The organism is Amycolatopsis sp. NPDC051071 (assembly GCF_040682875.1).
In the GTDB taxonomy this organism is placed as follows: domain Bacteria; phylum Actinomycetota; class Actinomycetes; order Mycobacteriales; family Pseudonocardiaceae; genus Amycolatopsis.
The window spans coordinates 17,555-42,332 of record NZ_JBFBBY010000067.1 but is presented as its reverse complement, the minus strand read 5'-3'; the positions used below and the strand labels follow the sequence as shown (position 1 = coordinate 42,332).

The following is a 24,778-nucleotide window of genomic DNA, read 5'->3' as shown; positions in this document are numbered from 1 at the left end:
CTTAAGCACTTACGCGTCACCTGCGGCGTTGCTCGCGTGAAGTACAGGAAGGCCCCCTTCCTTGCGCCTAGGTACAGGAAGGGGGCCTTCATGTACTGGGGAAGGGGTGAAGGTCGAGTTTCTTCGGCTGAGCCGAGGGAAGGGGTCCTTCACGCGCCGCCGTAGGTACCTAAACCGTGTCCAGGATCATCTCGAACGCCGCTTCGGCCGCGCCCAGCAGCTTCACGTCCGCGCCCAGCGCCGAGCTCACGATCTGCGTCCCGCCGACCGCCCGGCTGACCAGGCTTCGCCGCCGGACCTCGGCCGCGACCGTCCGCACGACCGACTCCGGCAGCACGGTCAGCAGGTCGCCCAGCACGACCAGCTGCGGGCCGAGCAGGTTGACCACGTTCACCAGGCCGAGCGTCAGCCATTCCGCGAACTCCGAGAGCCGTTCCTCGGCCGCGTGCGGGTCGCGGGCCAGTTCGCGTAGTTCGAACAGGATCGCCCCGCGCGGGGTGTCCTCAGGCAGGTCGAGCGCGCGGCACAGGGCCGCCTCGCCGACCTCGGTCTCCCAGCAGCCGCTGGACCCGCAATAGCAGGGACGGCCGCCCGGCCGGATCGCCATATGCCCGATCTCGCCGACGTACCCGGAGCCGCCGCGCAGCGACGAGCCGTCCGCGATGATTCCTCCCCCGACACCGACGTCGGCGGAGACGTACACGGCGTCGGACGAGCCCCGCGCGGCACCACGCAGGTGTTCGGCGATGGCGCCGAGTTCGGCGTCGTTGCCGACCAGGATGGGGACGCGCAGCACACTGCCGAGCCGTTCCCCGAGCGCGACATCGGTCCAGCGCAGGTTGGGCGCCTCGTGGACGTGCCCGTCCCCCCGGCGGACGACGCCGGGCACGGACACGCCCACCGCGATCGGCTGCACACCGAGGTCACCCGCCAGCATGGTGGTCGACTCGATCACGTGCGTGATCACCTCGCTTGCCTCCCGCATCCGGCCGCGGAGGTTCCAGCTGTTGCGCCCGAGGATCTGGCCGCCGAACCCGACCAGCGCGATCGCCACGTGTTCGACGTGGAGGTCGACCGCGAGCACCACCGCCGCGTGCGGCTGCGGCAGGACCAAGAGCGAGGGGCGGCCCGCCCCTCGCCCCGGTCTCGGGACCCGCTCCTCGACGACACCCGCTTCGGCGAGCCCGTCGACGAGGGTTTTGATGGTGCTGCGGTTGAGCCCCAGCTCGGTGGCCAGGGTCGCCCTGGTGCTCGGGCCGCTGACGTGCAGCAACCGGAGCAAGGTCGTGCGGTTGTGCCTGCGCACCTCGTCTGGTCGTGCAACGGGTGTGCTGGTCACGGACTTCATCATTCCATGCGGACTCAGCGCGGCGACGCAGCCGCGCGGCGCCGGGACAGCGCGTCCACCGAAGCGGCGAGCAGCAGCACCAGACCGGTGACGATGTTGACCACCGCCGCCGACTGCTTCAGCAGGCCGAGTGCGTTCTCGACGACCGCGAGCACCAGGCCACCGATGACCGCGTCGACCACCCGGCCCTTGCCGCCGAAGAGCGACGTGCCACCGATGACGGCGGCGCCGACCGCGAACAGCAGCGTGTTGAGGCCACCGGCCTGCGGGTCGACCGAACCGACCTTCGACGAGTAGACGATCGCGCCGATCGCCGCCACCGCCGAGCAGATGACGAACACGCTGGCGCGGATCTTCTCGACGTTGATACCGGCGCGGCGGGCCGCTTCGCGGTTACCACCGACGGCGTAGATGTGGCGGCCGTACTGGGTGCGGTTGAGTACGTAGGTCCCGAGCACCAGCAGGCCGAGCACGATCGGCACGACGTACGGGACGCCGGAGATCACGATATTCGGGTTGGGCGCGCGGTTCAGCGTCAGCAGATAGGTCGCCACCGCGGCCACCACGGCGATCGCGCCGACCTTGAACAGCACCATCGGCGTCGGCTGGGTGACCAAACCCCGTTTGAGCCGCGAGAAGTGCTGACCCAAGGACACCGCGGCGAACCCACCGGCCGCGACCAGGAAGAGGACCCAACTGCCCACAGTGGACAGATTGCCGTTGGCGACCTTGAACAGGACGTCGGAGGTGCTGATGCCGAGCGTGCCGCCCTCACCGATGAACTGGAGGATGACACCTTGCCAGGCAAGGAAAAGCGCCAGCGTCACGACGAACGACGGCATGCCGATCTTGGAGACCAGGAATCCGGTGAGGACACCGATCGCGCCACCGACGCTGATCGCGAGCACGATCTCGATCCACGGGTTGGCCGCGGCTCCCGAGAGCACCAGCGCGATGGCGAGCACGGCGAAGCCGACACCCGCCCAGATCCGCAGGATCACCCCGAGCAGCGCGGCGACCGCGAGCACCAGGAGGAACGCGATGAACACGCCGTTCCCCATCCCGCCAAGCAGGTTCCCGTTGCGCACGTAGTGCATCGCCAGCACGGCGGCGGTGACACCGGAAGCGGTACCCGCGGACAGGTCGATCTCGCCGAGCAGCAGCACGAACACGATGCCCATCGCGATGATCGCCTTGCCGGCGCCCTGTGCCATCAGATTCGCGATGTTGTTCATCGTCAGGAACGTGTCCGACAGCGAGGCGAAGACGATCACCAGCACCAGCAGGCCGAGCAGCGCGGGCAGCGAACCCAGCTGTCCCGCCTTGAGCCGGGCGAAGTAGTCACCGATCGCCTCGCCCGTTGACATCGATGTCGTGTCGATGCCGAAGTCCGTGATGGCCGCCGACGGGTTGAGCGCGGCTGCCACCGACTTGCCCCCCTCCGTCGAGGCGGGCTTTGCAGGTGTCTCAGTCATTTCCGGTTCTTTCTCACTCACAGGACAGCGGCTTCGGGGCGGGCAAGGCCGAGGTCGCCGGAGCGGCCGGCGGTGATCAGTTCCACGACCTGGCCGTGGGTCACGTCCTTGGTGTGCACCTCGGCGACGAGGCGGCCGAGGTAAAGCACCGCGACGCGGTCGGCGACCTCGAACACGTCGGCCATGTTGTGGCTGATCAGCACCACCCCGAGGCCCTGTTCCGCGAGACGGCGGACCAGGTCGAGCACCTGGCGGGTCTGCGCGACACCGAGTGCGGCGGTCGGCTCGTCGAGCAGGACCACCTTCGAGTCCCAGAGCACGGATTTGGCGATGGCGACCGTCTGCCGCTGCCCACCCGAGAGGGCCGAAACCGGGGTGCGGACGGATTTCACGGTGCGGACCGAAAGCGAGGCGAGCGTCTCGCGGGCCGCCTTCTCCATGCTGGCCTCGTCGAGCAGCCATTTACTGCCACGTTCCCGGCCGAGGAACATGTTCTGCACGATGTCGAGGTTCTCGGCCAGGGCGAGGTCCTGGTAGACGACCTCGATCCCCAGATCAGCGGCGTCACGCGGGCCGTGGATGTGCACCGGCTTGCCTTGGAACTTCACCGTGCCCGAGTCGTAGCCGTGGATCCCGGCGATCGACTTGACCAGCGTGGACTTCCCGGCGCCGTTGTCGCCGACCAGCGCGGTGACCTCACCGGCGCGCACATCGAAATCCACGTCGTGGAGGACGTGGACCGGTCCGAAGCTCTTGTTGAGCTGCCTCAGTTCGAGGATGGGTTCACTCATGGGGGTTTCTCGAATTCTCCCGGCTGGTTACCGGGCCGGGACGCGTCGTCGGGGAGCGCGTCCCGGCCCGGTTGTCTGGGTTTATCGGGTCAGGAGATACCGAGCGTCGCGCAGGCCGCGGCCAGGTCGCCACCACAGATCTCGGACGCCTTGACGTAGCCCTGCGTCACGACCTCCTTGACACCGTCCTTGGTGGTCAGCTTCGGCTCGAGGAGTACGGACTTGACCTCGCGGTTGCCCTTCGGGTCCTTCGCCTTGGCGGTGGCCAGCGCGTCGGCGCCCGCCTTGTCACCCTTGGCGAGCAGGACGGCGAGCTTCGCGGCGGTCTCGGCCTCTTCCTTGATCGGCTTGAACACGGTCATGTACTGGTCGCCGCGCAAGATGGCCATGAGGCCGTCCGCGGTGGCGTCCTGGCCGGTGACCGGGACCTTGCCGTTGAGGCCGTTCTTCTTCAGCACGGTGATGACCGCACCGGCGAGACCGTCGTTCGCGGCGACGACGCCGTCGACCTTGCCCTTGTTGTCGGTCAGGATCTGCTCGAAGGTCTGACCACCCTTCTGGTTGTCCCAGTTGTCGATGGCCTGTTCACGGACGAGCTTCAGGTCGCCGCCGGCGAATTTCGGCTGCAGCACGGACTTCTGGCCGTTGGCGAACAACGTCGCGTTGTTGTCGGTCGGGGCACCCTCGATCATGACGACCTCGGCGCCCTTCTTGTCCTTCAGCGCGTCGGCGACGCCCTGGCCCTGCAGCTGGCCGACCTTCTCGTTGTCGAACGAGACGTAGTAGTCGGAGCTGCCACCGAGGTTCAGCCGGTCGTAGTCGATCGTCGGGATACCCGCGGCCTGCGCCTTCTTGGCGACCGCCGAGCCGACCTCGCCGTTGATGGCGGCGATGATCAGGACCTTGACGTTCTGCGCGATCATGCCGTCGGCCAGCGTGGTGAACTTCTGGACGTCACCCTGCGCGTTCTGGACGTCGGCGTCGAAGCCCGCGTCCTTGAGCGCCTTGGTCAGGAACGGCTTGTCGAAGGACTCCCAGCGCGCGGAGGTGGCGGTCTCCGGCAGGATGACGCCGACCTTGCCGCCGGTGGCGGCACCGCCAGGGGCGGGGGCGGACTGCGAGGAGTTGCCGCTGCCCGAGTCGGCGGAGTTGGCGCCACAGGCGGAGAGCACCAGGCCGGCGCCCACCGTCGCGGCGAGGAGGGTAAGGGTTCTGCTGCGCATCCTCGAACCTTTCCGAATCTTGCTCGCGGGCGGCGATCCAGGCGGACCGATCGCACCATCGCGCATATGTTGTGGGCGACAACATATGCCGCCGAAAGGGTTTCGCGGAAGACGGCTGGATCGATTAAGCCACATCAAATGGACACGGTTTGGCAACGTGGCCGTAGCAAGACGTTCGAAGTCTAGGTCCGCTGACAGTGTGACCGCCACCACTTACGCAGGGTCGTGAATGCCTGGCGCGGTGGGTGCCCGGAATGTCATGAGGGGTCCCCATAGGACGAAATTTGTCCGATGGGGACCCCTCATGACGTTCGTGAGGTGGGGAGGCGGGCGCGCTACCAGGTGCGCAGGGTGACGATCCGCTCTTCGAGCTGTTCGACCGTCGCCATCGCGGTCGGCGGCCCGCCGCAGATCCGGCGGAGTTCGTTGTGGATCGCGCCGTGCGGCTTCCTCGTCCGATGGTGGTGCACGCCCACCAGTGCGTTGAGCTCCTTGCGGAGGCTGCCGAGCCGTTCGCTGACCGACTGCGACCGCACCGCGGGCGCCTGCTCCTTGGGCTTGCGCCGCTTCTCGTCGGCGACCTGCTCCTCCTGCCGCTTCCGCAGCAGCGCGCGGACCTGGTCCGGTTCGAGCAGCCCCGGCAGGCCGAGGTACTCCTGCTCCTCGTCGGATCCGGAGAACACCGCGGTGCCGAACGAGTTGCCGTCGTAGATGACCTGGTCGAGCTCGGCGGAGGCACCCAGCGAGGTGAACGCCTTCTCCTCCTCGCCCGGTTCGTCCTCGGTGCGGTTGGCCTGGGCCAGGAGTTCGTCGTCCCAGCCCTCCTTCTCGCGGTGCGGCTTGCCGAGGACGTGGTCGCGCTGGGCCTCCAGCTCGCTGGCCAGTTCCAGCAGTACCGGCACACTCGGCAGGAACACCGAAGCCGTCTCGCCCGGTTTGCGCGAACGCACGTACCGGCCGATGGCCTGAGCGAAGAACAGCGGGGTCGACGCGCTCGTGGCGTAGACACCGACGGCGAGACGCGGCACGTCGACGCCCTCGGACACCATCCGGACCGCGACCAGCCACCGGTCGGTCGAGTCGGCGAACTCCTTGATCCGGCCGGACGCCTTCGGGTCGTCGGAGAGGACGACCGTCGGGTTCTGGCCGGAGATGCGTTCCAGGATCTTGGCGTAGGCGCGCGCCGACTCCTGGTCGGTGGCGATCACCAGGCCGCCCGCGTCGGGGATGCCGTTGGCGCGCAGCTGCGCGAGACGCGTGTCGGCCGCCTGCAGCACCGCCGGAACCCACTCGCCGGACGGGTCGAGCGCCGTGCGCCAGGCACGAGCGTTCTGCTCGGCCGTCAGCGGCTCGCCGAGCCGCGCGGTGAACTCCTCCCCCGCGCTGGTGCGCCAGGAGGCCTCGCCGGAGTAGGCGAGGAAGACGACCGGCCGGACGACGCCGTCGGCGAGCGCGTCGGCGTACCCGTAGGCGTGGTCGGATTTGCTGCGCTGGAAGCCCGAACCGTCGGGCTCGTAGGTGACGAACGGGATCTGCGAGTCGTCACTGCGGAACGGCGTCCCGGTCAGCGCGAGCCGCCGGACCGCGGGCGTGAACGCCTCGCGGATCGCGTCACCCCACGACTTCGCGTCCCCGCCGTGGTGGATCTCGTCCAGGATGACCAGGGTCTTGCGGTTCTCGGTGCGCACGCGGTGCAGCGTCGGATGAGCCGCGACCTGCGCGTAGGTCAGCGCGACACCGTGGTAGTCCCGCGAGGTCGCGCCGGCGCCGTTGCGGAAGTTCGAGTCGATCGCGATCCCCGCGGCCGCGGCGGAGGCAGCCCACTGGTGCTTCAGGTGCTCCGTCGGCGCGACGATGGTGACCGCTTCGATGGTCCGGTCGCTCAGCAGCTCGGCGGCGATCCGGAGACCGAACACCGTCTTACCCGCGCCCGGCGTCGCGACGGCGAGGAAATCCTTCGGTTTCGTCGTCAGGTACTTCGTCAGCGCGCGGCGCTGCCAGGCACGCAGCGGCCGGGCGGTGCTGTCCGTCGCCGCGGGAGGCGCGCCCAGCTCGCCCCGATTGCGCTCAGCTGTTTCCGACATGCCGGTTCACCCCCTCCCTTACCCAAAAGCGCTGCTCACCGGTTGTCCGACAAGCGAAAACCCTCACTTTGGTACCCGGCCGCGACGCCGGCGCCTGAGGTGAGGGCACTCCAGAGAGCGTACCCGCCGCCGCCGTGGAACACCGGAAGCGCCACCCCCGTTGTCGGGTTACTCACCTGAAAACCCGGGGGTGACGAGCCGAATGCCCGGACATGGACCATGCTGGACCCCGTCAAGGGCGCTCGGCGCCGGCGGAGGAGCTGCATGAGCGAGGAGAACGGCCGTGAAGACGCGGCCGCCGAGGTCGCGAAGGTCCGTAAGGGCCCGTTACGCCTGCTCAGCCGCACGCTCAACAAGGCGTGGGAAAACAACATCTTCTCTGAGGCGGCCGAAGCCGCGTTCTGGCAGACGCTGTCGCTTCCGCCGCTGCTGCTCGGCCTCCTCGGCTGTCTCGGCTTCGTCGGTGACTGGTTCGGCCAAGAGGTCGTCACCGCGGTCCACGACCGGATCATCACCTTCAGCAAGACGATCTTCAGTGACAACGCCGTCCACGACATCATCGAGCCGACGGTCAACAGCATCCTGTTCGTCGGCAAGGGCGAGATCGTCTCCATCGGCTTCCTGATCTCACTGTGGGCCGGTTCGTCGGCGATGTCGTCGTTCGTCGACGCGATCACCGTGGCGCACGACCAGTACGGCGTCCGCAACGACGTCTGGCAGCGGATCTTCGCACTGCTGCTGTACCTTGCCGGGCTGGTCATCCTGGTGGTCGGGCTGCCGCTGCTGGCGATCGGGCCGGATCTGCTCCCCCAGTTCCTCCCGAACGACTGGCGCGACACGGTGTCGTACTGGGTCGGCACGCTGTACTACCCGGTGCTGGCCGTGATGATCGTGCTGGCGCTGACGACGCTGTACAAACTGTCCCTGCCGCGCAGGCTGCCGTGGCACCGCGGGCTGCCGGGCGCGATGCTCGCCATGGTCGTGTTCCTGCTCTCCAGCATCGGCCTGCGGATCTACCTCAACTGGATCACCAAGACCGGCTACACCTACGGCGCGCTCGCCGCGCCGATCGCGTTCCTGCTGCTGATGTTCTTCATCGGGCTCGCGGTGGTCGGCGGCGCGTACTTCAACAGCGCCATCCAGGAACTGTGGCCCGCGAAGGCGACCAAACGCCAGCGCCGGAAGTGGCGGCGGCTGGAGATGGAACGCGCCGGAGAACGGATCCGCGCCGAAGAGGGCCACAAACTGTGGGAGCGGACGACGGTCCCGCTCCGGCGTCCTCGCCAAAACGGCGATTCCCGGTCTGAACAGGAATCAGAACAGTCTGTGAACAAGGAACCGCACAGCGAAGCCGATCAGGCGACAGAACGGCGAAGTTGACGCCGGATGGGGATGACCTCATCCCGAAGTCGTAGCCCGATTCCACCCGTGGTGTGAATCCAGTCCACCCTCCGCCATGAAAAGCTCGCGGTATCCCGAACGTTCTCGAGCTCTTTTCTGGGGGATCCCGTCATGTCCACGCTGGCCAGGCTGAGCCTGCGCAACCGAAGTCTCATCGGGCTGCTCGCCCTGGTGGTGATCGGCTTCGGCGCCTTCGCCCTGCCGCAGCTCAAGCAGCAGCTGTTCCCGTCGCTGCAGTTCCCGCAGGCGCAGATCATCACGCCGTACGCGGGCGCGTCACCGGACGCGGTCGACCGGCAGGTCACCGAGCCCCTCGAAGGCGGGCTTCAGGGCCTGAAGGGGCTCGAAGAGCTGAACTCGACGTCGTCGGAGGGACTGTCGCGGATCACCGCGCGGTTCGCGTTCGGCACGGATATCGACGCCGCCGTCGGGCAGATCCAGCGTGTCGTCGACGGAGTCAAGGCGCGGCTGCCGCAGAACACCGAACCGTCGGTGTCGGCGGGGTCCACCGACGATCTCCCGGTGGTGCTGCTCGCCGCCGGGACCACCGGCGACCCGCAGGCCCTCGCGCCCGCGCTGACCAGTGAGGTCGCGCCGGAACTACGCAAGATCGAAGGCGTCCGCGACGTCGACGTGACCGGCGCGCGGCAGCCGCGGGTCACCATCGCGCTGGACTACGCGAAGCTGGCCGCGGCGGGCGTCGACCCGTCGTCGATCGCCACCACGCTGCAGACCGCCGGTGCCGCCGTCCCGGCCGGGACGCTGACCGAAGGTGACAAGACGCTCACCGTCCAGGTCGGCGGCGGACCCACCACAGTGGACACGATCAAGAACCTTTACCTGACACCGGCGGCCACCCCGGGGTCGCGCCCCGGCGCTCAGGCGCCGAAGCCGGTGAAGCTCGGTGAGGTCGCCGACGTCCAGGCCGGGTTCGCGCCGGCGACGTCGATCACGCGGACCAACGGCAAGCCGAGCCTCGGACTGTCGATCACCATGGTGGAGAACGGGAACGCGGTCGCGATCTCGGATTCGGTGCGGGACAAGCTGCCCGAGCTGTCGAAGAAGATCGGCGCCGAGATGAGCGTCGTATTCGACCAGGGCACCCCGGTCAAGGACGCGATCAGCGGGCTGACCACCGAGGGACTGCTCGGCCTGGCGTTCGCGGTCATCGTGATCCTGTTGTTCCTGCTGTCGCTGCGTTCCACGCTCGTGACGGCGGTGTCGATCCCGTTGTCGGTGGTCGTGGCGCTGCTCGCGTTGTGGACCGGCGATCTGTCGCTGAACCTGCTCACCCTCGGCGCGCTCACCATCGCGATCGGCCGGGTCGTCGACGACTCGATCGTGGTGCTGGAGAACATCAAACGACATCTGGCGTACGGCGAGGAAAAGGAACGCGCGGTCCTCGACGGCGTCCGCGAGGTGGCGGGCGCGGTGACGTCGTCCACGCTGACCACGGTCGCGGTGTTCCTGCCGATCGCCTTCGTCGGCGGTTTCGTCGGCGAGCTGTTCTCGCCGTTCGCGATCACGGTCACCGTGGCGCTGCTGGCGTCGCTGCTGGTCTCGCTGACGATCGTGCCGGTGCTCGCGTACTGGTTCCTCAAGCCGCCCAAGACGCCCGCGAACGAGGAAGAGGCCAAGCTCACGCGGCAGGCCGCGGAGGACAAGGAACGCCGCGGGCCGCTGCAGCGCGGCTACGTGCCGGTGATCAAGTTCGCCACCCGGCGCCGGGTCACCGTGGTGCTGCTGGCGCTGATCATCTTCGGCGGCACGGTCGGGCTGGCGTCGCAGCTGAACACGAACTTCCTCGACCAGTCCGGCGGCACGACACTGAACCTTTCGCAGAAATTGCCGCCGGGCACCAGTTCCGAGGCCAAGGAGAAGGCAGCGGGCGCGGTGGAACAGGCGCTCGCCGCCGAACCCGCCGTCGAGACCTACCAGGTGAGCATCGGCGGAGGCGGCTTCTTCGGCGGTGGCGGGACGGCGACCAGCATCTCGGTCACCGTCGCCAAGGACACCGACCTCGACGCGCTTTCGGACCGGCTGCGCGGCAAGCTGAGCGGGCCGGGACTCGGTGAGGTCAAGGTCGGCGCGGACGCGTCCGGGTTCAACTCCGACGGGGTTTCGATCACCGTCACCGCCCCCGACGAGGCGTCGCTGAAACCCGCCGCCGAGCAGGTCCGCCAGGCGCTGTCCACGGTGCCGGACCTGACCGAGGTGACCAGTGACCTCGCGCAGGGCTCACCGCGGGTGCAGGTCGAGGTCGACGCCGCCAAGGCCGCCGCGAGCGGGCTTTCGGCGACGACGATCGGCCAGATCGCGAACCAGGCCATCGCCGGCCGCACGGTGACGCAGCTTCCGGTCGACGGGCAGCGCACGGACATCGTGCTGCGCGCGGGCACCGCCCCGGTTTCGGTGGACGCGGTGAAGGCGCTGCCGATCCCGGGTGCCACCGGCGTCGTCCGGCTGGACTCCGTCGCCACTGTGTCCACTGTGGACGGCCCCGCCGCGGTGCACCGCACCTCGGGTGAGCTGAGCACCACGGTCACCGCCAAGAACACCGGCGCGGACCTGACCGCCACCACGCGGACCATCCAGTCCAAACTGGACGGTCTGACCTTCAGCGGTGGCGCGGCGTACAAACTCGGCGGCGTCAGCGAGGACCAGCAGGAGGCCTTCGGGAACCTGTTCCTCGCGCTGCTGGCCGCGGTCGCGATCGTGTACCTGATCATGGTCGCGACGTTCCGCAGCCTGCTCCAGCCGCTGATCCTGCTGGTGTCGATCCCGTTCGCGGCGACCGGCGCGATCGGGCTGCTGCTGGCCACCGGCACCGCGCTGGGCCTGCCCGCGCTGATCGGGATGCTGATGCTCGTCGGCATCGTGGTCACCAACGCGATCGTGCTGATCGACCTGATCAACCAGTACCGGGCGTCGGGGATGACCGTCGCCGACGCAGTGGTCGAGGGCGGCAGGCGGCGGCTGCGGCCGATCCTGATGACCGCGGCCGCGACCATCTTCGCGCTGGTCCCGATGGCGCTGGGCCTGACCGGCCAGGGCGGGTTCATCGGCCAGCCGCTGGCGATCGTGGTCATCGGCGGGCTGGTCAGCTCGACCCTGCTGACGCTGATCCTGGTGCCGACGCTGTACACGATGGTCGAGACGCGGAAAGAGAAGCGTCGCGCGAAGAAGGAGGCTCGGCGAGGACGTCACGCTTCGGAGGCCCCGGCTTCCGAGACGCTGACACCCGAGCCGACCTCGTAGACCCGGGGGTGGGGGAACGGCACGCCGGGGCCTGGGTGGGCGCCCGGCGTGCCTTTCGCTCCTGGTCGCCCCGGCCGCCGTCACCCGGAACCCGTGACTCGCGTGCTTGGCGTGTTCCGGGTTTGAGCACGCGAGTCACGCCTTCCGGAACCGCCAAGTCTTGCTGTCGAACGCCACACACCACGACGGCGACAGCACCACGACCCGCAGCGTCCCGTCGGCGGCGACGTCGATGCCCTCGGTCTCGAAGTTCCCGCCGCAGGTGCTCTTCAATGGCAGTTGCCCGAGCGACGTCACCCGCCCGGTCACGTCCGAACCGGAAAGCGCACCGGAGAGATCGACCTGCAGCAGTGGCTTGGTCGTCCCGAACAGCGAACCCTCTGGGTCGTCGGACGAGCACAGCAGCCGCGTCGCGGTGACGAAGTCGCAGCCCTGGATGTCCCGCACCGGCCGGTCGAGCCGGATCGCGGACGAGTACGGCAGGTTTGCCGACGGGTTCGTATGCGCGACGCCCGGCATCGGATGCACCAGCAGCCGGTCCATCGTGCCCCATTCGCCCGCCACCAGCCAGCGCGCGTCGGGTGTCACGGCGGCGAACGAGTTGTTGTTCGCTTCCCAGGGTTCCAGCGTGTGCGTGTAGTTGGCCCATGTCCCGCCGGGCGACTCGACGCGGAACAGTTTCGCGCCCCGGTCGTCACGCTGGTACGGCTCGACGTACCAGCCCTGGGCCGAGCCAGGGTCTCCGACGTGGTTCCAGCCTTGCGACGAGAGCGCCACCGGGACGGCCGTGATCCCGGTGTAGCGGTAGATCGTCCCTGATGGCCGTTCGATGGTGGCCAGGCCCTGCCCCTCGTCGAGCGGGCGGGCGTTGTCCGAACCGACCGTCGTCCAGCCGGTCACGGCTTGGGCGGCGGCGGGTGAGAAGACCGCGACCAACGCGGCGATGGCGAGCACGATCCCGGTTCTACGCATGAAGGCTCCGTCCCGGCGGGGTTTCGCTGGCGGGTACTGAATTACCAGCGAAAACCGGGACGGGCAGCCGCCATGTGAAGGATTTTCAGATCTTGTCCGGTTTCGGACACCGGACGGCCAGGTGTCAGTCGCCCGGCTTGAGACCCTCGTAGATCTTCTTGCAGTCCGGGCAGACTGGCGAACCGGGCTTCGCCGACTTCGTCACCGGGAAGACCTCGCCGCACAGCGCCACGACGTGCGTGCCCATGACCGCGCTTTCGGCGATCTTGTTCTTCCGCACGTAGTGGAACATCTTCGGCGCGTCGTCATCGGTGCCGTCGGTGCCCTCGGGACGGGTATCCGGCTTCGGAAGGGTCTGTGTGCTCACCCCTCCATAATGCCCCAAATCCTCCTGCGCCTCCCGGGGACCTGGCAGGATCTCGCCCATGTTCCAGAAGGTGCTCGCGACATTCGGTTCGGGCGGAGCGAAGATCGACGCCCGGTTGCTCGACCGCACGGTCTCCCCCGGCCGTCCCCTGCGCGGCGAAGTCCTGCTGCTCGGCGGCGAAGTCGATCAAGAGATCAACGGTCTCTCGGTGAAGCTGCTCGCCCGCGTCCAGACGCCGGACGAGCGCGCCCCCGAGTTCGAAGACCTCGAATTCGGCAGCCAGCAGCTGGCGGGGCGCGAGCGGGTCGCGCCGGGCCAGCAGGTCCGGATCCCGTTCGAGGTCGCGCTGCCCTGGGAGACGCCGGTCTCCAGCGTCTTCGGCAAACCACTCCACGGGATGGCCGTCGGCCTGCAGACCAGCCTCGACATCGCGAACTCCGTCACCGACCCGGTCGACGTCGACGGTGCCGCGATCGAGCCGCTGCCCGCGCAGAAGCGCGTCCTCGACGCGTTCAGCCGGATCGGGTTCGTCTTCCGTGAAGCCGTGCTGGAACGCGGCCGGGTCAACGGCGCCACCCAGCAGCTGCCGTTCTTCCAGGAGATCCGCTTCACCCCGTCGTCCCGGTTCACGAGTGTCTTCACCTCCGTGGCGGTGACCTTCCTGTCCTCGGCCGCGGAGACACAGGTCGTGCTGGAGGTGACCAAACGGGTCCGGGTGTCCAAGAGCGGCGGCTTCGGCGGGCGCGGACAGGAGTTCCTCGGCTTGTTCAAGGTCGACCACGCCGCGCTGGAGCGGGTCAAATGGGAGCCGCAGATCGAGGGCTGGCTGCACGAAGTGGCCAAGACACGAGGGATCTTCGACTGATGGACTGGCCGACAGCCATCGCGCGGCTCGGTGGCGACCACCTGATCGCCGCCGTCGCCTGGAACGACCTCGAAGCCCGCTACCGCGAGCCGCACCGGCGCTACCACGACCTCCGGCACGCCAAGGCCGTCGCCCGTGACAGCGGGGCCCTCGCCGTCGCTTTCGGCCTGGGCGCCCGCGAACGGGCCCTCGTCGCCATCGCCGCCTGGACGCACGACGTCGTCTACGACGCCCGGCCCGGCGAGGACGAACGGGCCAGCGCGGCCTGGACCCGCGACGAACTCACCACCGCCGGTGTCCCCGAGAACGCGATCACCCGTGCGGAGGACCTGGTCCTGTGCACGATCACGCATTCCGCCCCGGACGACGACCTCCTCGCCACCGCCCTGCTCGACGCGGACCTCGCCGTCCTCGGCGCCGACAAAGCCACCTACGAGGAGTACGCGCGCGGCGTCCGGGAGGAGTACTCGATTTACTCCGACGAGGACTGGCGCGCCGGACGCGTCGCCGTCCTGACGAACCTGCTCGACCGGCCGCGGTTGTACCGCAGCGAGATCGGGCGGGCACGCTGGGAGAGCAAGGCGCGGGAGAACCTCGCGGGCGAACTGACCCGATGGCGTGACGCGGACCCACATCACCGATGATGTTCGTTCGTGACTCCGCAACTGTCCCTTCACGAAGAGGTCGCCTCCGCCCTCGCCGACGGTGACCCCGTCGTCGCACTGGAGAGCACCATCCTCTCCCACGGTCTCCCGCCCGGCCGCAACCTCGAAGTCGCCCGGCGGCTGGAGCGGGTCGTGAGGGACGGCGGTGCCGTGCCCGCGACCATCGCCGTCCTCGACGGCGTGCCACTGGCCGGGCTCACCGGCGAGCAGCTGGAGCGCGTCTGCGCGCCCGGCGCGGACCTGGACAAGCTCTCCCTGCGCGACATCGGCCCGGCCGTCGGACTCGGCCGTTCCGGGGCGACGACGGTCGCGAGCACCGCGGCACTGGCGGCCGCGGCCGGGATCGGCATGTTCGCCACCGGCGGCCTCGGCGGCGTGCACCAGGGCGCGACGCGAAGCTGGGACGTCTCGGCGGACCTCGGCGTACTCGCGAAGGTGCCGACCACGGTCGTCTGCTCCGGCGTGAAGTCGGTGCTCGACATCGCGGCGACGCTCGAAGTGCTGGAGACCAACTCGGTGCCGGTGCTGGGTTACCGCACCGGCGAGTTCCCCGCGTTCTACCTTCGCTCCTCGGGTTACGAGGTGCCATGGCGGGTCGACGACGCCGAGCAGGCCGCGGCGGTCATCGCCGCACACCGGACGCACGCCGATTCCGGGGTGCTGCTGGCGAATCCGATCCCCGAAGCGTCCGAAATGGACAAAGAACTGCACGACCGGCTGCTCGCCGAAGGGCTGGAACTCCTGCGGGCGCGAGGAGTGCACGGCAAGGACGTCACGCCGGTGCTGCTGGAGCACTTCCACACCGCGAGCGGCGGTGTGAGCCTCGATGCGAACGAAGCACTGGTGCTGTCCAACGCGGAACTGGCCACCCAGGTGGCCGTCGCGCTCGCCGGGAAAGCGGCATGAGCGGCAGCAGTGGGATCGTCGTCGTCGGCGATGTCGGTCTCGACGTCGTCGCGCGGCACGAAGGCCCGATCCCGCACGGCGGCGACATCCGGGCGAAGGTCCACTTCACCAGTGGCGGCGCGGGCGCGAACACCGCGCTGTGGCTGCGGACCGAGGACGCGGAGACCACGCTGATCGCGCGGATCGGCGACGATTCCGGCGGCCGCATGGTGCGGAGCGAACTGGAGACGGCGGGGGTCCGCTGCGAATTCGCGGTCGATCCCGACGAGCCGACGTTCTGCGTCGTGGTGCTCGTCGACGGTGCCGGTGAGCGGAGCATGCTCGCCGACCGCGGCGCGAATTCGAGGTTCAGCCCCTCCGACATCACCGAGGAGGCGCTGACCGGGGCGAGCCACCTGCACCTTTCGGGCTACGTCCTGCTGCAGCCCTCCTCTCGGCCCGCGGCGCTCGCCGCGCTGGCGGCGGCGAAGAAGGCCGGGCTGACGACGTCGGTCGACCCGCAGGCGGCCACGCTGATCACCGATCCGGCGGCGTTCCTCGACGACGTGCGCGGCGTCGACCTGCTGATGCCCAACACCAGCGAACTGATCGCGCTGACCGGGTCGAGCGATCCGGCGGCGGCGACGGAACTGCTGGGTTACGTGGGTGAGGTCGTGGTCACCGCCGGTCTCGACGGCGCCAGCTGGGTGGACGCGGGCGGCACCATCACCTCGGTGCCGTCGCAGCCCGCCGAATGCGTCGATTCCACCGGGGCCGGGGATGCCTTCGACGCCGGTGTGCTGGCGGCTTGGCTGCGCGGCGAGTCGCCCGTGGAGGTGCTTCGGGCCGGTACGCGCCTCGGTGCCCGTGCGGTCGCGAAGGTGGGTCCGCAGCCCTGACCGTGGCTGCTGGGGTCGTGGGTGGCAACGCGGGTTCTATTGAGGGGCAAGGCAAACGTGGCGTGGTGCCCGGGCTCGCTGTGACCGACTTATTCGCGGGGTCGGCGGCCAGGGCGAAGGCGTGACTCGCGTGCTTGAACACGCAACTCGCGTGCTTGAAGAGGGATCTCGCGTGCTTGAGCACGCAACTCGCGTGCTTGAAGAGGGATCTCACGTGCTGGACGCCGAACTCAGGTGTGCGGAGTCTGAGCACGCGAGTCTCGTCTCCAAGCACGCGAGTTACGTCTCTGAGCACGCGAGATCCCGCTTCAAGCACGCGAGTTACGTCTCTGAGCACGTGAGTGCGGTGTCGGGCCCCTGAAGAGTCCGCGCCGCCGGTGAACCCGTCACGCCACCTTTGCCAAACCCCTCGATAACCGACTCGCGACTCACAACTCTCGAAGCGCGTCAGCCGCCTTCGATGACTTGATGGTTGCCGCCCTCGATGCGGGTCGGTTCGGCCTGGTACCGGTTGACGGACTCGCTCTTGCGCGGCGGCCGGTCGTTGGCCACCAGGACGGCGATCCACGGGAGCGGAATCGAGATGGCGATCAGCGCCAGTGCCAGCCACCAGGTCTGATAGAAGATCCCGGCGAGGATGAGGCACGGGATGCGGAACGACATCATGATGATGTACTTCCGCTTCCGCTTGGCGAGCTGGTCTTCGTAGGACGGGGCGGCTTCGGTGATCAGCACCGGAGCGGGTTCCCTCGGTTCGGGACCGTGGGCGGGCGCGTTCACAGCACCACCTCCGGCTTCCATGTTCCCACTCGCCGGGCTCATCCGACACCCGGGTGGGTGAGCCGGTGCCAAGCCGCGACCACGAGCGCTTCGACGCCGGCTGAAAGCGTCGGATGGGGGATCGGCGCGAAAAGCGGCGAGTGGTTCGACGGGACGTCCTGTTCGAACCGGCCTGCCGAAATCGCGTTCACCACGGTCTCCGCGTCCAGCCCGCCGACCAGCCAGAACACCGACGGTACCCCGGCCGCGCGGCCGAACTCGCTGAAGTCCTCGCTGCCGGTGACCAGTGGCGCCGGCATGACGCGGCCCTCGCCGAAGTGGTCATGGAAGGCCGCGGTGAGCTCGGCGGTGGCCGCGTCGTCGTTCTCGGTGACCGGGAAAGCGCCGATACGCTCGATGTCGGGCGGCTTCGGCGCGCCCGCGGTGGCCGCTTCGCCGTGCACGATCCGCTCGACGGCCGCGACGACCTTCTCCCGCACCGCCTGGTCGAAGGAGCGGATGTTGACTTCGAGGACGGCGTGGTCGGCGATGATGTTGTGCGCGGTGCCGACGTGCAGCGACCCGACGGTCACCACCGCCGACTCGGTCGCGGAGATCTCCCGCGAGACGATCGTCTGCAGTTTGAGCACCACGGACGCGGCCAGCACGGCGGGATCCACGGTGGTCTCCGGGCGCGAGCCGTGCCCGCCCCGGCCATACAGCGTGACGCGGAGCGCGTCGGTGGCGGCCATGATCACGCCCGGCCTGGTCAGCACCCAGCCCGCCGGACCGGGGACGACGTGCTGGCCGAGGACGATGTCCGGTTTGCCGGCGGGTTCGAAGACCCCGTCGCGGACCATCCCGACGGCGCCGTCACCCGCCTCCTCCCCCGGCTGGAAGACGACCATCAGCGTGCCGGACCAATGCTCGCGCCCGGCGGACAGCAGCGAAGCGGCACCGGAGAGCCAGGTGGCGTGCATGTCGTGGCCGCAGGCGTGCATCACCGGCACCTCGCGGCCGTCGGCGTCGATCCCGCGCGCCGTGCTCGCGTACGGCAGCCCGGTCTTCTCCTCGACCGGCAGCGCGTCGATGTCGGCGCGCAGCATCACCTTCGGGCCGGGCCCGTTGCGCAGCACGCCGAGGACGCCGGTGCGCCCGATGCCGGTGTGCACCTCGTAACCGTCGGCCTCCAGGCGCCGCGCCAGTTCGGCGGCGGTGCGGGTTTCGGCGAACGACAGCTCCGGGTGCCGGTGGAGGTCGGTGTACAGGTCTTCCCATCCGGGCAGCGCCGCCTGCAGCGGTGCCAGGACACTTTCGAGGCTCACGACTCCATCCTGGCAGTATTACCCACCGTGAGCACACAAGCGGCCCTTCCCGACCTGTCCGACGACGTCTGCGCGAGGCTGCGGGACGCGTTCCACCGGGCGGGTTACGACGCCGACGGTGTGCTCGACGCCCTCGGTCCGGCGAGTGCCGCACTCGGCCGCGGCGAGCCCGAACCGGCCTACCGGGCCACCCGCGACGCCGGGGAGCTCGGCACGCTGATCCGGCTGTTCCTCCTGGGCACGACCGAGCCGGAGAAGGAGACCGAAGCCGCCTTCTCGCCGCTTTCACTGGACGACGCCGTCGCCGCGACGCTGCTCGTCGCCGAGGCCGGCGGATACCGGGCCGGTCTCGACATCCGCCCGCACGGTGACGACGAGAGCTCGTGGTGGGTCGTTTCGGACCTCGATGCCGACATCCTCGGGCGGACGGTGCCCGAGGACCATGTGCTCGGTGTCGGGCACGCCTCGCTCAGCCTGGTCCGCGCCACCAGCCGTCGCGAGGTCGGCAGCCTGCTCGACGTCGGCACCGGGACCGGCATCCAGGCCCTGTACGCCACCCGCCACGCGAAGAAGGTCACCGCGACCGACCTCTCAGCCCGCGCGCTGGCACTCGCCGCGGCCACCTTCCGGCTCAACGAACTGGACGTCGAACTACTCCAGGGTGAATGGTTCACCCCGGTCGCGCGGCGCCGCTTCGACCAAATCGTCTGCAATCCGCCGTTCGTGGTCGGCCCGCCGCGAGTGGACTACACCTACCGTGACTCCGGTCTCGCCGGCGACGACGCCAGCGCGCTCGTGGTGCGGCAGCTGCCCGGTTTCCTCAACGATGGTGGCACCGGCCACCTCCTGGCGTCCTGGCTGCACGTCGAGGGCGAGGACTGGGGCGACCGGGTGACCCGCTGGCTGCCGGCCGAAACCGACGCGTGGTTCGTGCAGCGGGACATCGCGGATCCGGGCCTGTACGTCGGCACGTGGCTGCGCGACGCGGGAATCGACCCCCGCTCCCCCGAGGGACGGGCGAAATCCGGCGCCTGGCTCGACTGGTTCGCCGAAAACGACGTCCAGGGCATCGGTTTCGGCTTCGTCACCCTCCGGCGTGCGTCCGGTGCGACGCCGACGATCGTGTGCGAAGACCTCCGTCAGGCCTACGACGACCCGCTGGGTGCCGAGGCGGCGAACTGGCTGGACCGGGTGGAATGGCTGCGCGCCAACGGGGATTCCCTCCTCGATGTCCGTTTCCGGGTCCCGGAAAGCGTCCTTTTGGAGAGCGTCGCCGAGCCGGGCGACGAGGGCTGGGCCACGACCGTCCGGCGGCTGCACCGCACCGACGGCCCCGGCTGGTCGCATGAGGTCGACGAACTCGCGACGCGGCTGCTCGCCGGTTGCCGTGGCACGCTGCCGCTGGAGGATCTGATCGTCCTTCTGGCGGCCGCTCAGGGCCTGGAACCGGAGGAACTGGCCGCCGCCGCGCTGCCCGTCGTCCGCGAACTCATCCGCCACGGCATGCTGCTCCCGGCCTCCTGATGCGGGCGGTGGTGGCGCGGGTCACGGAAGCGAGCGTGACCGTCGGCGACGAGGTGACCGGCGCCATCGACGAGCCGGGATTGCTGGTACTGCTGGGAATCCACGTCGACGACGACGTTCAAAAGGCGGCCACGATGGCCCGCAAACTGCACGAAGCTCGCATACTTCGTGACGAAGAGTCCTGTGCCACCACCGGCGCTCCCCTACTTGTCGTAAGCCAGTTCACTCTTTACGGGGACACCCGCAAAGGCCGCCGTCCGTCGTGGACGGCGGCCGCCCGGCCGGAAACCGCCGAACCGCTCGTGACCGCCGTCGTCGACGCCCTGCGCGAACGCGGCGCACGGGTCGAAACCGGGCGGTTCGGGGCCATGATGGCGGTCCGCAGCGTGAACGACGGTCCTTTCACGCTTCTCCTAGAGGTCTAGACCACTCCCCTTCTCCCGGCCGCGGGCATTCTCAGGAAAAGCTCAGGGTTGGTCGAGCAACGCCCCAGGTCAGCCGCCCGTCTCTCCTATAGCGGCCGGGAACGTTTTGGGACCTCCCGGCGTTGAGCCAAGTGTCCAGGCAAGCTGGGACGGCAAGGAGTAGCGGGTTTTCCACAGGGCCTGCTACGCCGAACCGGATCCGGCGGACACACCGCAGCACGTTCAGCCCGTGACCGGGGAGGCAGAATGTCAGTCCAGACTCTCGAACGCGAAGCGCGCGGGATTCGCGAGCGCCGTATCCCGGCGCAATCCACCCAGGATCCGTTCAGCGCGGGGGCGCTGACCGACGCGGATCTCGACGCCCAGAGCCCCGCCGCGGACCTGGTTCGCGTGTACCTCAACGGAATCGGCAAGACGGCACTGCTGTCCGCCGCCGACGAGGTCGAGCTGGCCAAGCGCATCGAAGCGGGTGTGTTCGCCCAGCATATGAAAGACACCGCCGAGAACCTGACGCCGAAGCGGCGCTCCGAGCTGGTCGCGCTGGTGCGTGACGGGCACGTCGCGAAGAACCACCTGCTGGAGGCCAACCTCCGCCTCGTGGTCTCGCTCGCGAAGCGCTACACCGGCCGGGGGATGCCACTGCTCGACCTGATCCAGGAGGGGAACCTGGGTCTGATCCGCGCGGTGGAGAAGTTCGACTACTCCAAGGGGTTCAAGTTCTCGACGTACGCCACCTGGTGGATCCGCCAGGCCATCACCAGGGGGATGGCCGACCAGGGACGCACCATCCGGCTGCCGGTCCACCTGGTGGAACAGGTGAACAAGCTGGCCCGTATCAAGCGCGACCTGCACCAGCAGCTCGGACGCGACGCCACGCACGACGAACTGGCCGCCGAATCGGGTATCCCGGCGCATAAGATCTCCGATCTGCTCGACCACTCGCGTGACCCGGTGAGCCTCGACATGCCGGTCGGCACCGAGGAGGACGCCCCGCTCGGTGACTTCATCGAGGATTCCGAGGCGACCGACGCCGAGAGCGCCGTGATCTCCGGTCTGCTGCAGGACGACCTGCGCCGCGTGCTCGCGACGCTGGACGACCGGGAGTCGCAGGTGATCCGCCTGCGCTACGGCCTCGACGACGGTCAGCCGCGCACACTCGACCAGATCGGCAAGTTCTTCGGGCTCTCCCGTGAGCGCGTTCGGCAGATCGAGCGAGAGGTCATGTCGAAGCTTCGTCAGGGTGAGCGGGCCGACCGCCTGCGCGCCTACGCTTCGTAGTCCTCATTGCGCCTTTCGGCGCGGTAAAAGTGACACCCGTTCGGCAGCGTTGACTTATGACCTGTGTCACGAGACCGTCGAGCAGGTAATAAGTCTTCGCGGTCGGGTGTTCGCGCCCGGATCGCTTTCCCCGGGAGGTCGGGTCCGTCGGGGTGGGCCCGGCCTCCCGAACTAATTTGTGGCGAGCGGCCACAAAAACAAGCTGCGAATTGCATTCCGCTAACCTTCGCGCTCCCGGATGTCATGAGGGGTCCCCATAGGACGTTTTTCGCCCTATGGGGACCCCTCATGACACTCCGCCGCCCACCCCGGCCCGACCCTGGGCGTGGTGCCGCCCACCCCGCCGCCCACCCCGGCCCCGACCACGACCTCGACCCCGGGCGTGGCGCCGGTCACTCGGGCCCGGCCTTGTACCGTGGGCGGGTTCCCGATGCCGGCAAAGGAGCCTGCGCAGTGGCGCCCACCACGTTCCAGCACACTGAAGTCCTTCCGCTCGCGAAGGACACCCACACCGAGTACCGGCTGATCAGCACCGAAGGTGTCGAGGTCGTCGAGGCCGCGGGCCGGAAGTTCCTCAAGGTCGAGCCCGAGGCGCTGACCGAGCTCGCCAAGGTCGCGATCACCGACATCCAGCATCTGTTGCGCTCGTCACATCTGGCGCAGCTGCGCGCGATCGTCGACGACCCGGAAGCCAGCGGCAACGACCGCTTCGTCGCGATGGACCTGCTGCGCAACGCGGCGATTTCCGCCGGCGGCGTCCTCCCGATGTGCCAGGACACCGGCACCGCGATCGTGATCGGCAAACGCGGTGAAGGCGTGCTCACCGGAGCCGACGACGAACGCGCGCTGTCGCGGGGCATTTTCGACGCCTATCAGGAGTTGAATCTCCGCTATTCGCAGATGGCGCCGGTGAATTTCTGGGACGAGCGCAATACGGGCACCAACTTGCCCGCGCAGATCGAGCTCTATCACAAGGACGACACAGCCGGTCAGTCCGAAGTCCCTAGCTATGAATTCCTGTTCATGGCCAAGGGCGGCGGCAGCGCGAACAAGACTTTCCTCTATCAGGAAACGAAAGCGGTCCTGAACCCGAAGCGGCTCGCGAGGTTCCTCGACGAGAAGCTGCGCAGCCTCGGCACCGCCGCCTGCCCGCCGTATCACCTCGCGATCGTCGTCGGCGGCACGTCGGCGGAGTTCAACCTGAAGGTCGCGAAGCTGGCTTCTGCCCGCTACCTCGACGACCTGCCCACCGAGGGTTCCGAGCTGGGTCACGGTTTCCGCGACGTCGACCTCGAACAGCAGGTGCTGGAGATGACGCGCCAGTTCGGGATCGGCGCGCAGTTCGGCGGCAAGTACTTCTGCCACGACGTACGTGTGATCCGCCTGCCGCGCCACGGCGCGTCGTGCCCGGTCGGCGTCGCCGTCTCGTGCTCGGCCGACCGCCAGGCGAAGGCGAAGATCACCGCGGACGGTGTCTTCCTGGAACAGCTGGAGCGCGACCCGGCGCGGTTCCTGCCGGACGTCACCGAGGACGACCTGTCCGACGAGGTGGTGACCGTCGATCTCAACCGCCCGATGGCCGAGATCCGCGCTCAGCTCTCGCAGCTGCCGGTGAAAACGCGCCTGTCCCTCACCGGCCCGCTCGTGGTCGCCCGCGACATCGCGCACGCGAAGATCGCCGAGCGGCTCGACGCGGGTGAAGAGATGCCTCAGTACCTTCGCGACCACCCGGTGTACTACGCGGGCCCGGCGAAGACGCCCGAGGGCTACGCGTCGGGCTCCTTCGGCCCGACGACGGCCGGCCGGATGGACTCCTACGTCGAGCAGTTCCAGGCCGCGGGCGGCTCGCTGGTGATGCTGGCGAAGGGCAACCGGTCCAAGAAGGTGACGGCGGCGTGCGCTGAGCACGGCGGCTTCTACCTCGGCTCGATCGGCGGCCCGGCGGCGCGCCTCGCGCAGGACTGCATCAAGAAGGTCGACGTCCTCGAATACGCGGAACTGGGGATGGAGGCGGTCTGGAAGATCGAGGTCGAGGACTTCCCCGCGTTCATCGTCATCGACGACAAGGGCAACGACTTCTTCGAGGCCACTTCGGAACCGGTGCTGCAGATCAGCTTCCGCTAGACCCGAGTGTCAGGAAAGGGTCCTTCAAGACGTTTTTGTCTTGAAAGACCCTTTCCTGACACAAGTGAGTGTCACCGCATCTGCTTCAGCACCACGGTCCGCTCCCCCAGCGGCGCCGCGAGCGCCACCGAGATCACCGGATACCGGATGTCCATGGTGCACATCTGGCCGGTCTGGCCCTTCAGTTCGGTCAGGTTGACGGTGACCCGGGTCCCGTCCTGCTGCGCGGCCTCCGCGGTCGCGTGCCCGCAGCCGCCTTCCTGGCCGCGGATGTTCAGGATCGTCCCGCCGTTGCTGGTGTACACCTCACGCGGGTAGTCCGCCGGGAGCGCCGCCGCGTCGAGTTGCTTGTCCGGCAGCTTGGTGCTGCCTTCCGGGACCTCCAGCCGCGGCGCCCCGGGGATACCGGGCTGGGTCCCCGGCGCGGGCGACGGCGAAGGCGGGGCGGACGGTGACGGCGGGACGGTACTCAGGGTGCCGCTACCGGGTCCGGCCGCGGGTGCCGCTGCCTGGTTCTGCGCCCCGCAAGCGGATACCGCAACGACGATCAGGCCAAGGCCGATGACATTCGTTAAGTACCTCATGTGGCTAGGACGGAACGAGGCCGCTGTGGGGTTGCACATGATCTCAACCCGCTTCCAGCACTACGGCCCGCGGCCCGATGGGCTCCGCGAGCGGCACCGGCAGGACGGCGTAGCGGATCATCTGCGGGCACATCTGCCCCGGCTTGCCGTGCTCGATCTTCACCTTGATCACGACCCGCCGCGGGTTCTGCTCGGCGAGATTCACCGCCGCCTCGTCACAGCCACTCAGCTCGACGTGCACCTTCACGAGCGCGCCTTCCTCGGCGCTGACTTGCGCGGGCACCTTGGCGTCGACCTGAGACGGCGGCAGCATTTTGTCCGAGGGCGGCGGGCCGACGGTCGGCCGTGACATCGGCGGTTTCGCCACCGGCGGGCTCGCCGGGAGTGAGGTGGGCAGATCCGACGGTGTGGTGACGACCGGAGGGGTGCTCGTGTTCGCCGGTGCTCCGGGGCCGCCCGCGCCGCAGGCGGCCGTCGCGGCGAGCACGAGCCCCGCGCCCAGCGTCTTCGCTGCGTTCTTCATGGC

General features: G+C 68.8%; 21 protein-coding genes. 10 read left to right on the top strand and 11 right to left on the bottom strand.

What is annotated here, in order from left to right; genetic code table 11:
- Window positions 1-169: 169 nt before the first annotated feature.
- The 5 genes from AB0M65_RS21930 to AB0M65_RS21910 form a co-directional block, all read right to left on the bottom strand.
- Window positions 170-1,351 (bottom strand): ROK family protein, encoded by a 1,182-nt coding sequence (locus tag AB0M65_RS21930; RefSeq protein ID WP_364030255.1) that lies wholly within the window; start codon window positions 1,349-1,351, stop codon window positions 170-172.
- A gap of 11 nt (window positions 1,352-1,362) precedes the next feature.
- Window positions 1,363-2,823, bottom strand: coding sequence for an ABC transporter permease (locus AB0M65_RS21925; protein ID WP_364030253.1), 1,461 nt, complete (start codon window positions 2,821-2,823; stop codon window positions 1,363-1,365).
- A gap of 17 nt (window positions 2,824-2,840) precedes the next feature.
- Window positions 2,841-3,614 (bottom strand): ATP-binding cassette domain-containing protein, encoded by a 774-nt coding sequence (locus AB0M65_RS21920; protein ID WP_364030250.1) that lies wholly within the window; start codon window positions 3,612-3,614, stop codon window positions 2,841-2,843.
- Window positions 3,615-3,703: 89 nt separating this feature from the next.
- On the bottom strand, window positions 3,704-4,837 hold the full coding sequence (locus AB0M65_RS21915) for a substrate-binding domain-containing protein (RefSeq protein WP_364030247.1): 1,134 nt from the start codon (window positions 4,835-4,837) through the stop codon (window positions 3,704-3,706).
- A gap of 335 nt (window positions 4,838-5,172) precedes the next feature.
- A complete protein-coding gene (locus AB0M65_RS21910) occupies window positions 5,173-6,921 on the bottom strand; it encodes a DEAD/DEAH box helicase (protein ID WP_364030244.1) in 1,749 nt (582 codons plus the stop codon).
- Between the two features lie 264 nt (window positions 6,922-7,185).
- Between AB0M65_RS21910 and AB0M65_RS21905 the strand changes: the two genes are divergently transcribed.
- Both AB0M65_RS21905 and AB0M65_RS21900 read left to right on the top strand, forming a co-directional pair.
- Entirely contained in the window at window positions 7,186-8,301 is a 1,116-nt protein-coding gene (locus AB0M65_RS21905; RefSeq protein WP_364030241.1) for a YihY/virulence factor BrkB family protein, read from the top strand.
- A 132-nt stretch (window positions 8,302-8,433) separates the two neighbouring features.
- Window positions 8,434-11,580 (top strand): efflux RND transporter permease subunit, encoded by a 3,147-nt coding sequence (locus AB0M65_RS21900; protein WP_364030238.1) that lies wholly within the window; start codon window positions 8,434-8,436, stop codon window positions 11,578-11,580.
- Window positions 11,581-11,715: 135 nt separating this feature from the next.
- On the opposite strand, the gene AB0M65_RS21895 is transcribed toward AB0M65_RS21900, so the two are convergent.
- Both AB0M65_RS21895 and AB0M65_RS21890 read right to left on the bottom strand, forming a co-directional pair.
- Window positions 11,716-12,552, bottom strand: a complete 837-nt coding sequence (locus tag AB0M65_RS21895) for a hypothetical protein (protein ID WP_364030235.1) — start codon at window positions 12,550-12,552, stop codon at window positions 11,716-11,718.
- 124 nt (window positions 12,553-12,676) lie between these two features.
- The gene (locus AB0M65_RS21890; RefSeq protein WP_076163546.1) at window positions 12,677-12,919 is read right to left on the bottom strand and encodes a DUF3039 domain-containing protein; all 243 of its coding nucleotides are present in this window, start codon (window positions 12,917-12,919) and stop codon (window positions 12,677-12,679) included.
- 58 nt (window positions 12,920-12,977) lie between these two features.
- Between AB0M65_RS21890 and AB0M65_RS21885 the strand changes: the two genes are divergently transcribed.
- The 4 genes from AB0M65_RS21885 to AB0M65_RS21870 are packed head-to-tail and all read left to right on the top strand — an operon-like array spanning window position 12,978 to window position 16,233.
- Window positions 12,978-13,784, top strand: a complete 807-nt coding sequence (locus AB0M65_RS21885) for a sporulation protein (RefSeq protein WP_364030231.1) — start codon at window positions 12,978-12,980, stop codon at window positions 13,782-13,784.
- Window positions 13,784-14,428 (top strand): hypothetical protein, encoded by a 645-nt coding sequence (locus AB0M65_RS21880; RefSeq protein ID WP_364030228.1) that lies wholly within the window; start codon window positions 13,784-13,786, stop codon window positions 14,426-14,428. Before AB0M65_RS21885 ends, AB0M65_RS21880 begins: the two co-directional genes overlap by 1 nt.
- A gap of 9 nt (window positions 14,429-14,437) precedes the next feature.
- On the top strand, window positions 14,438-15,355 hold the full coding sequence (locus AB0M65_RS21875) for a pseudouridine-5'-phosphate glycosidase (RefSeq protein ID WP_364030225.1): 918 nt from the start codon (window positions 14,438-14,440) through the stop codon (window positions 15,353-15,355).
- Entirely contained in the window at window positions 15,352-16,233 is an 882-nt protein-coding gene (locus tag AB0M65_RS21870; RefSeq protein WP_364030222.1) for a PfkB family carbohydrate kinase, read from the top strand. The genes AB0M65_RS21875 and AB0M65_RS21870 overlap by 4 nt, the downstream gene beginning before the upstream one ends.
- A gap of 447 nt (window positions 16,234-16,680) precedes the next feature.
- Here AB0M65_RS21870 and AB0M65_RS21865 read toward each other — a convergent pair whose 3' ends face one another.
- Together AB0M65_RS21865 and AB0M65_RS21860 are read right to left on the bottom strand one after the other, a co-directional pair.
- The gene (locus AB0M65_RS21865; protein WP_364030261.1) at window positions 16,681-17,034 is read right to left on the bottom strand and encodes a DUF3099 domain-containing protein; all 354 of its coding nucleotides are present in this window, start codon (window positions 17,032-17,034) and stop codon (window positions 16,681-16,683) included.
- Between the two features lie 17 nt (window positions 17,035-17,051).
- Complete coding sequence (locus AB0M65_RS21860) at window positions 17,052-18,317, bottom strand: amidohydrolase (protein WP_364030219.1); 1,266 nt, start codon at window positions 18,315-18,317, stop codon at window positions 17,052-17,054.
- 27 nt (window positions 18,318-18,344) lie between these two features.
- Between AB0M65_RS21860 and AB0M65_RS21855 the strand changes: the two genes are divergently transcribed.
- From AB0M65_RS21855 to AB0M65_RS21840, 4 genes are all read left to right on the top strand, one after another.
- Window positions 18,345-19,841, top strand: a complete 1,497-nt coding sequence (locus AB0M65_RS21855; RefSeq protein WP_364030216.1) for a methyltransferase — start codon at window positions 18,345-18,347, stop codon at window positions 19,839-19,841.
- Window positions 19,841-20,266 carry a D-aminoacyl-tRNA deacylase gene (gene dtd, locus AB0M65_RS21850; protein WP_364030214.1) on the top strand — a complete coding sequence of 142 codons (426 nt, stop codon included), beginning with the start codon at window positions 19,841-19,843 and terminating at the stop codon, window positions 20,264-20,266. The genes AB0M65_RS21855 and dtd overlap by 1 nt, the downstream gene beginning before the upstream one ends.
- Before the next feature lie 246 nt (window positions 20,267-20,512).
- Entirely contained in the window at window positions 20,513-21,544 is a 1,032-nt protein-coding gene (locus tag AB0M65_RS21845) for a sigma-70 family RNA polymerase sigma factor (protein ID WP_364030211.1), read from the top strand.
- A gap of 453 nt (window positions 21,545-21,997) precedes the next feature.
- Complete coding sequence (locus AB0M65_RS21840; RefSeq protein ID WP_364030208.1) at window positions 21,998-23,668, top strand: fumarate hydratase; 1,671 nt, start codon at window positions 21,998-22,000, stop codon at window positions 23,666-23,668.
- A gap of 71 nt (window positions 23,669-23,739) precedes the next feature.
- On the opposite strand, the gene AB0M65_RS21835 is transcribed toward AB0M65_RS21840, so the two are convergent.
- Both AB0M65_RS21835 and AB0M65_RS21830 read right to left on the bottom strand, forming a co-directional pair.
- Window positions 23,740-24,252, bottom strand: a complete 513-nt coding sequence (locus tag AB0M65_RS21835) for a hypothetical protein (RefSeq protein WP_364030205.1) — start codon at window positions 24,250-24,252, stop codon at window positions 23,740-23,742.
- 43 nt (window positions 24,253-24,295) lie between these two features.
- Window positions 24,296-24,775 carry a hypothetical protein gene (locus AB0M65_RS21830; protein ID WP_364030202.1) on the bottom strand — a complete coding sequence of 160 codons (480 nt, stop codon included), beginning with the start codon at window positions 24,773-24,775 and terminating at the stop codon, window positions 24,296-24,298.
- Window positions 24,776-24,778: the final 3 nt, after the last annotated feature.

What these genes read in the sequence shown, in the direction of transcription:
- AB0M65_RS21930 (WP_364030255.1), bottom strand. Translation starts at nt 1,351, where the DNA reads ATGATGAAGTCCGTGACCAGCACACCCGTTGCACGACCAGACGAGGTG.
- AB0M65_RS21925 (WP_364030253.1), bottom strand. Translation starts at nt 2,823, where the DNA reads ATGACTGAGACACCTGCAAAGCCCGCCTCGACGGAGGGGGGCAAGTCG.
- AB0M65_RS21920 (WP_364030250.1), bottom strand. Translation starts at nt 3,614, where the DNA reads ATGAGTGAACCCATCCTCGAACTGAGGCAGCTCAACAAGAGCTTCGGA.
- AB0M65_RS21915 (WP_364030247.1), bottom strand. Translation starts at nt 4,837, where the DNA reads ATGCGCAGCAGAACCCTTACCCTCCTCGCCGCGACGGTGGGCGCCGGC.
- AB0M65_RS21910 (WP_364030244.1), bottom strand. Translation starts at nt 6,921, where the DNA reads ATGTCGGAAACAGCTGAGCGCAATCGGGGCGAGCTGGGCGCGCCTCCC.
- AB0M65_RS21905 (WP_364030241.1), top strand. Translation starts at nt 7,186, where the DNA reads ATGAGCGAGGAGAACGGCCGTGAAGACGCGGCCGCCGAGGTCGCGAAG.
- AB0M65_RS21900 (WP_364030238.1), top strand. Translation starts at nt 8,434, where the DNA reads ATGTCCACGCTGGCCAGGCTGAGCCTGCGCAACCGAAGTCTCATCGGG.
- AB0M65_RS21895 (WP_364030235.1), bottom strand. Translation starts at nt 12,552, where the DNA reads ATGCGTAGAACCGGGATCGTGCTCGCCATCGCCGCGTTGGTCGCGGTC.
- AB0M65_RS21885 (WP_364030231.1), top strand. Translation starts at nt 12,978, where the DNA reads ATGTTCCAGAAGGTGCTCGCGACATTCGGTTCGGGCGGAGCGAAGATC.
- AB0M65_RS21880 (WP_364030228.1), top strand. Translation starts at nt 13,784, where the DNA reads ATGGACTGGCCGACAGCCATCGCGCGGCTCGGTGGCGACCACCTGATC.
- AB0M65_RS21870 (WP_364030222.1), top strand. Translation starts at nt 15,352, where the DNA reads ATGAGCGGCAGCAGTGGGATCGTCGTCGTCGGCGATGTCGGTCTCGAC.
- AB0M65_RS21865 (WP_364030261.1), bottom strand. Translation starts at nt 17,034, where the DNA reads ATGGAAGCCGGAGGTGGTGCTGTGAACGCGCCCGCCCACGGTCCCGAA.
- dtd (WP_364030214.1), top strand. Translation starts at nt 19,841, where the DNA reads ATGCGGGCGGTGGTGGCGCGGGTCACGGAAGCGAGCGTGACCGTCGGC.
- AB0M65_RS21845 (WP_364030211.1), top strand. Translation starts at nt 20,513, where the DNA reads ATGTCAGTCCAGACTCTCGAACGCGAAGCGCGCGGGATTCGCGAGCGC.
- AB0M65_RS21835 (WP_364030205.1), bottom strand. Translation starts at nt 24,252, where the DNA reads ATGAGGTACTTAACGAATGTCATCGGCCTTGGCCTGATCGTCGTTGCG.
- AB0M65_RS21830 (WP_364030202.1), bottom strand. Translation starts at nt 24,775, where the DNA reads ATGAAGAACGCAGCGAAGACGCTGGGCGCGGGGCTCGTGCTCGCCGCG.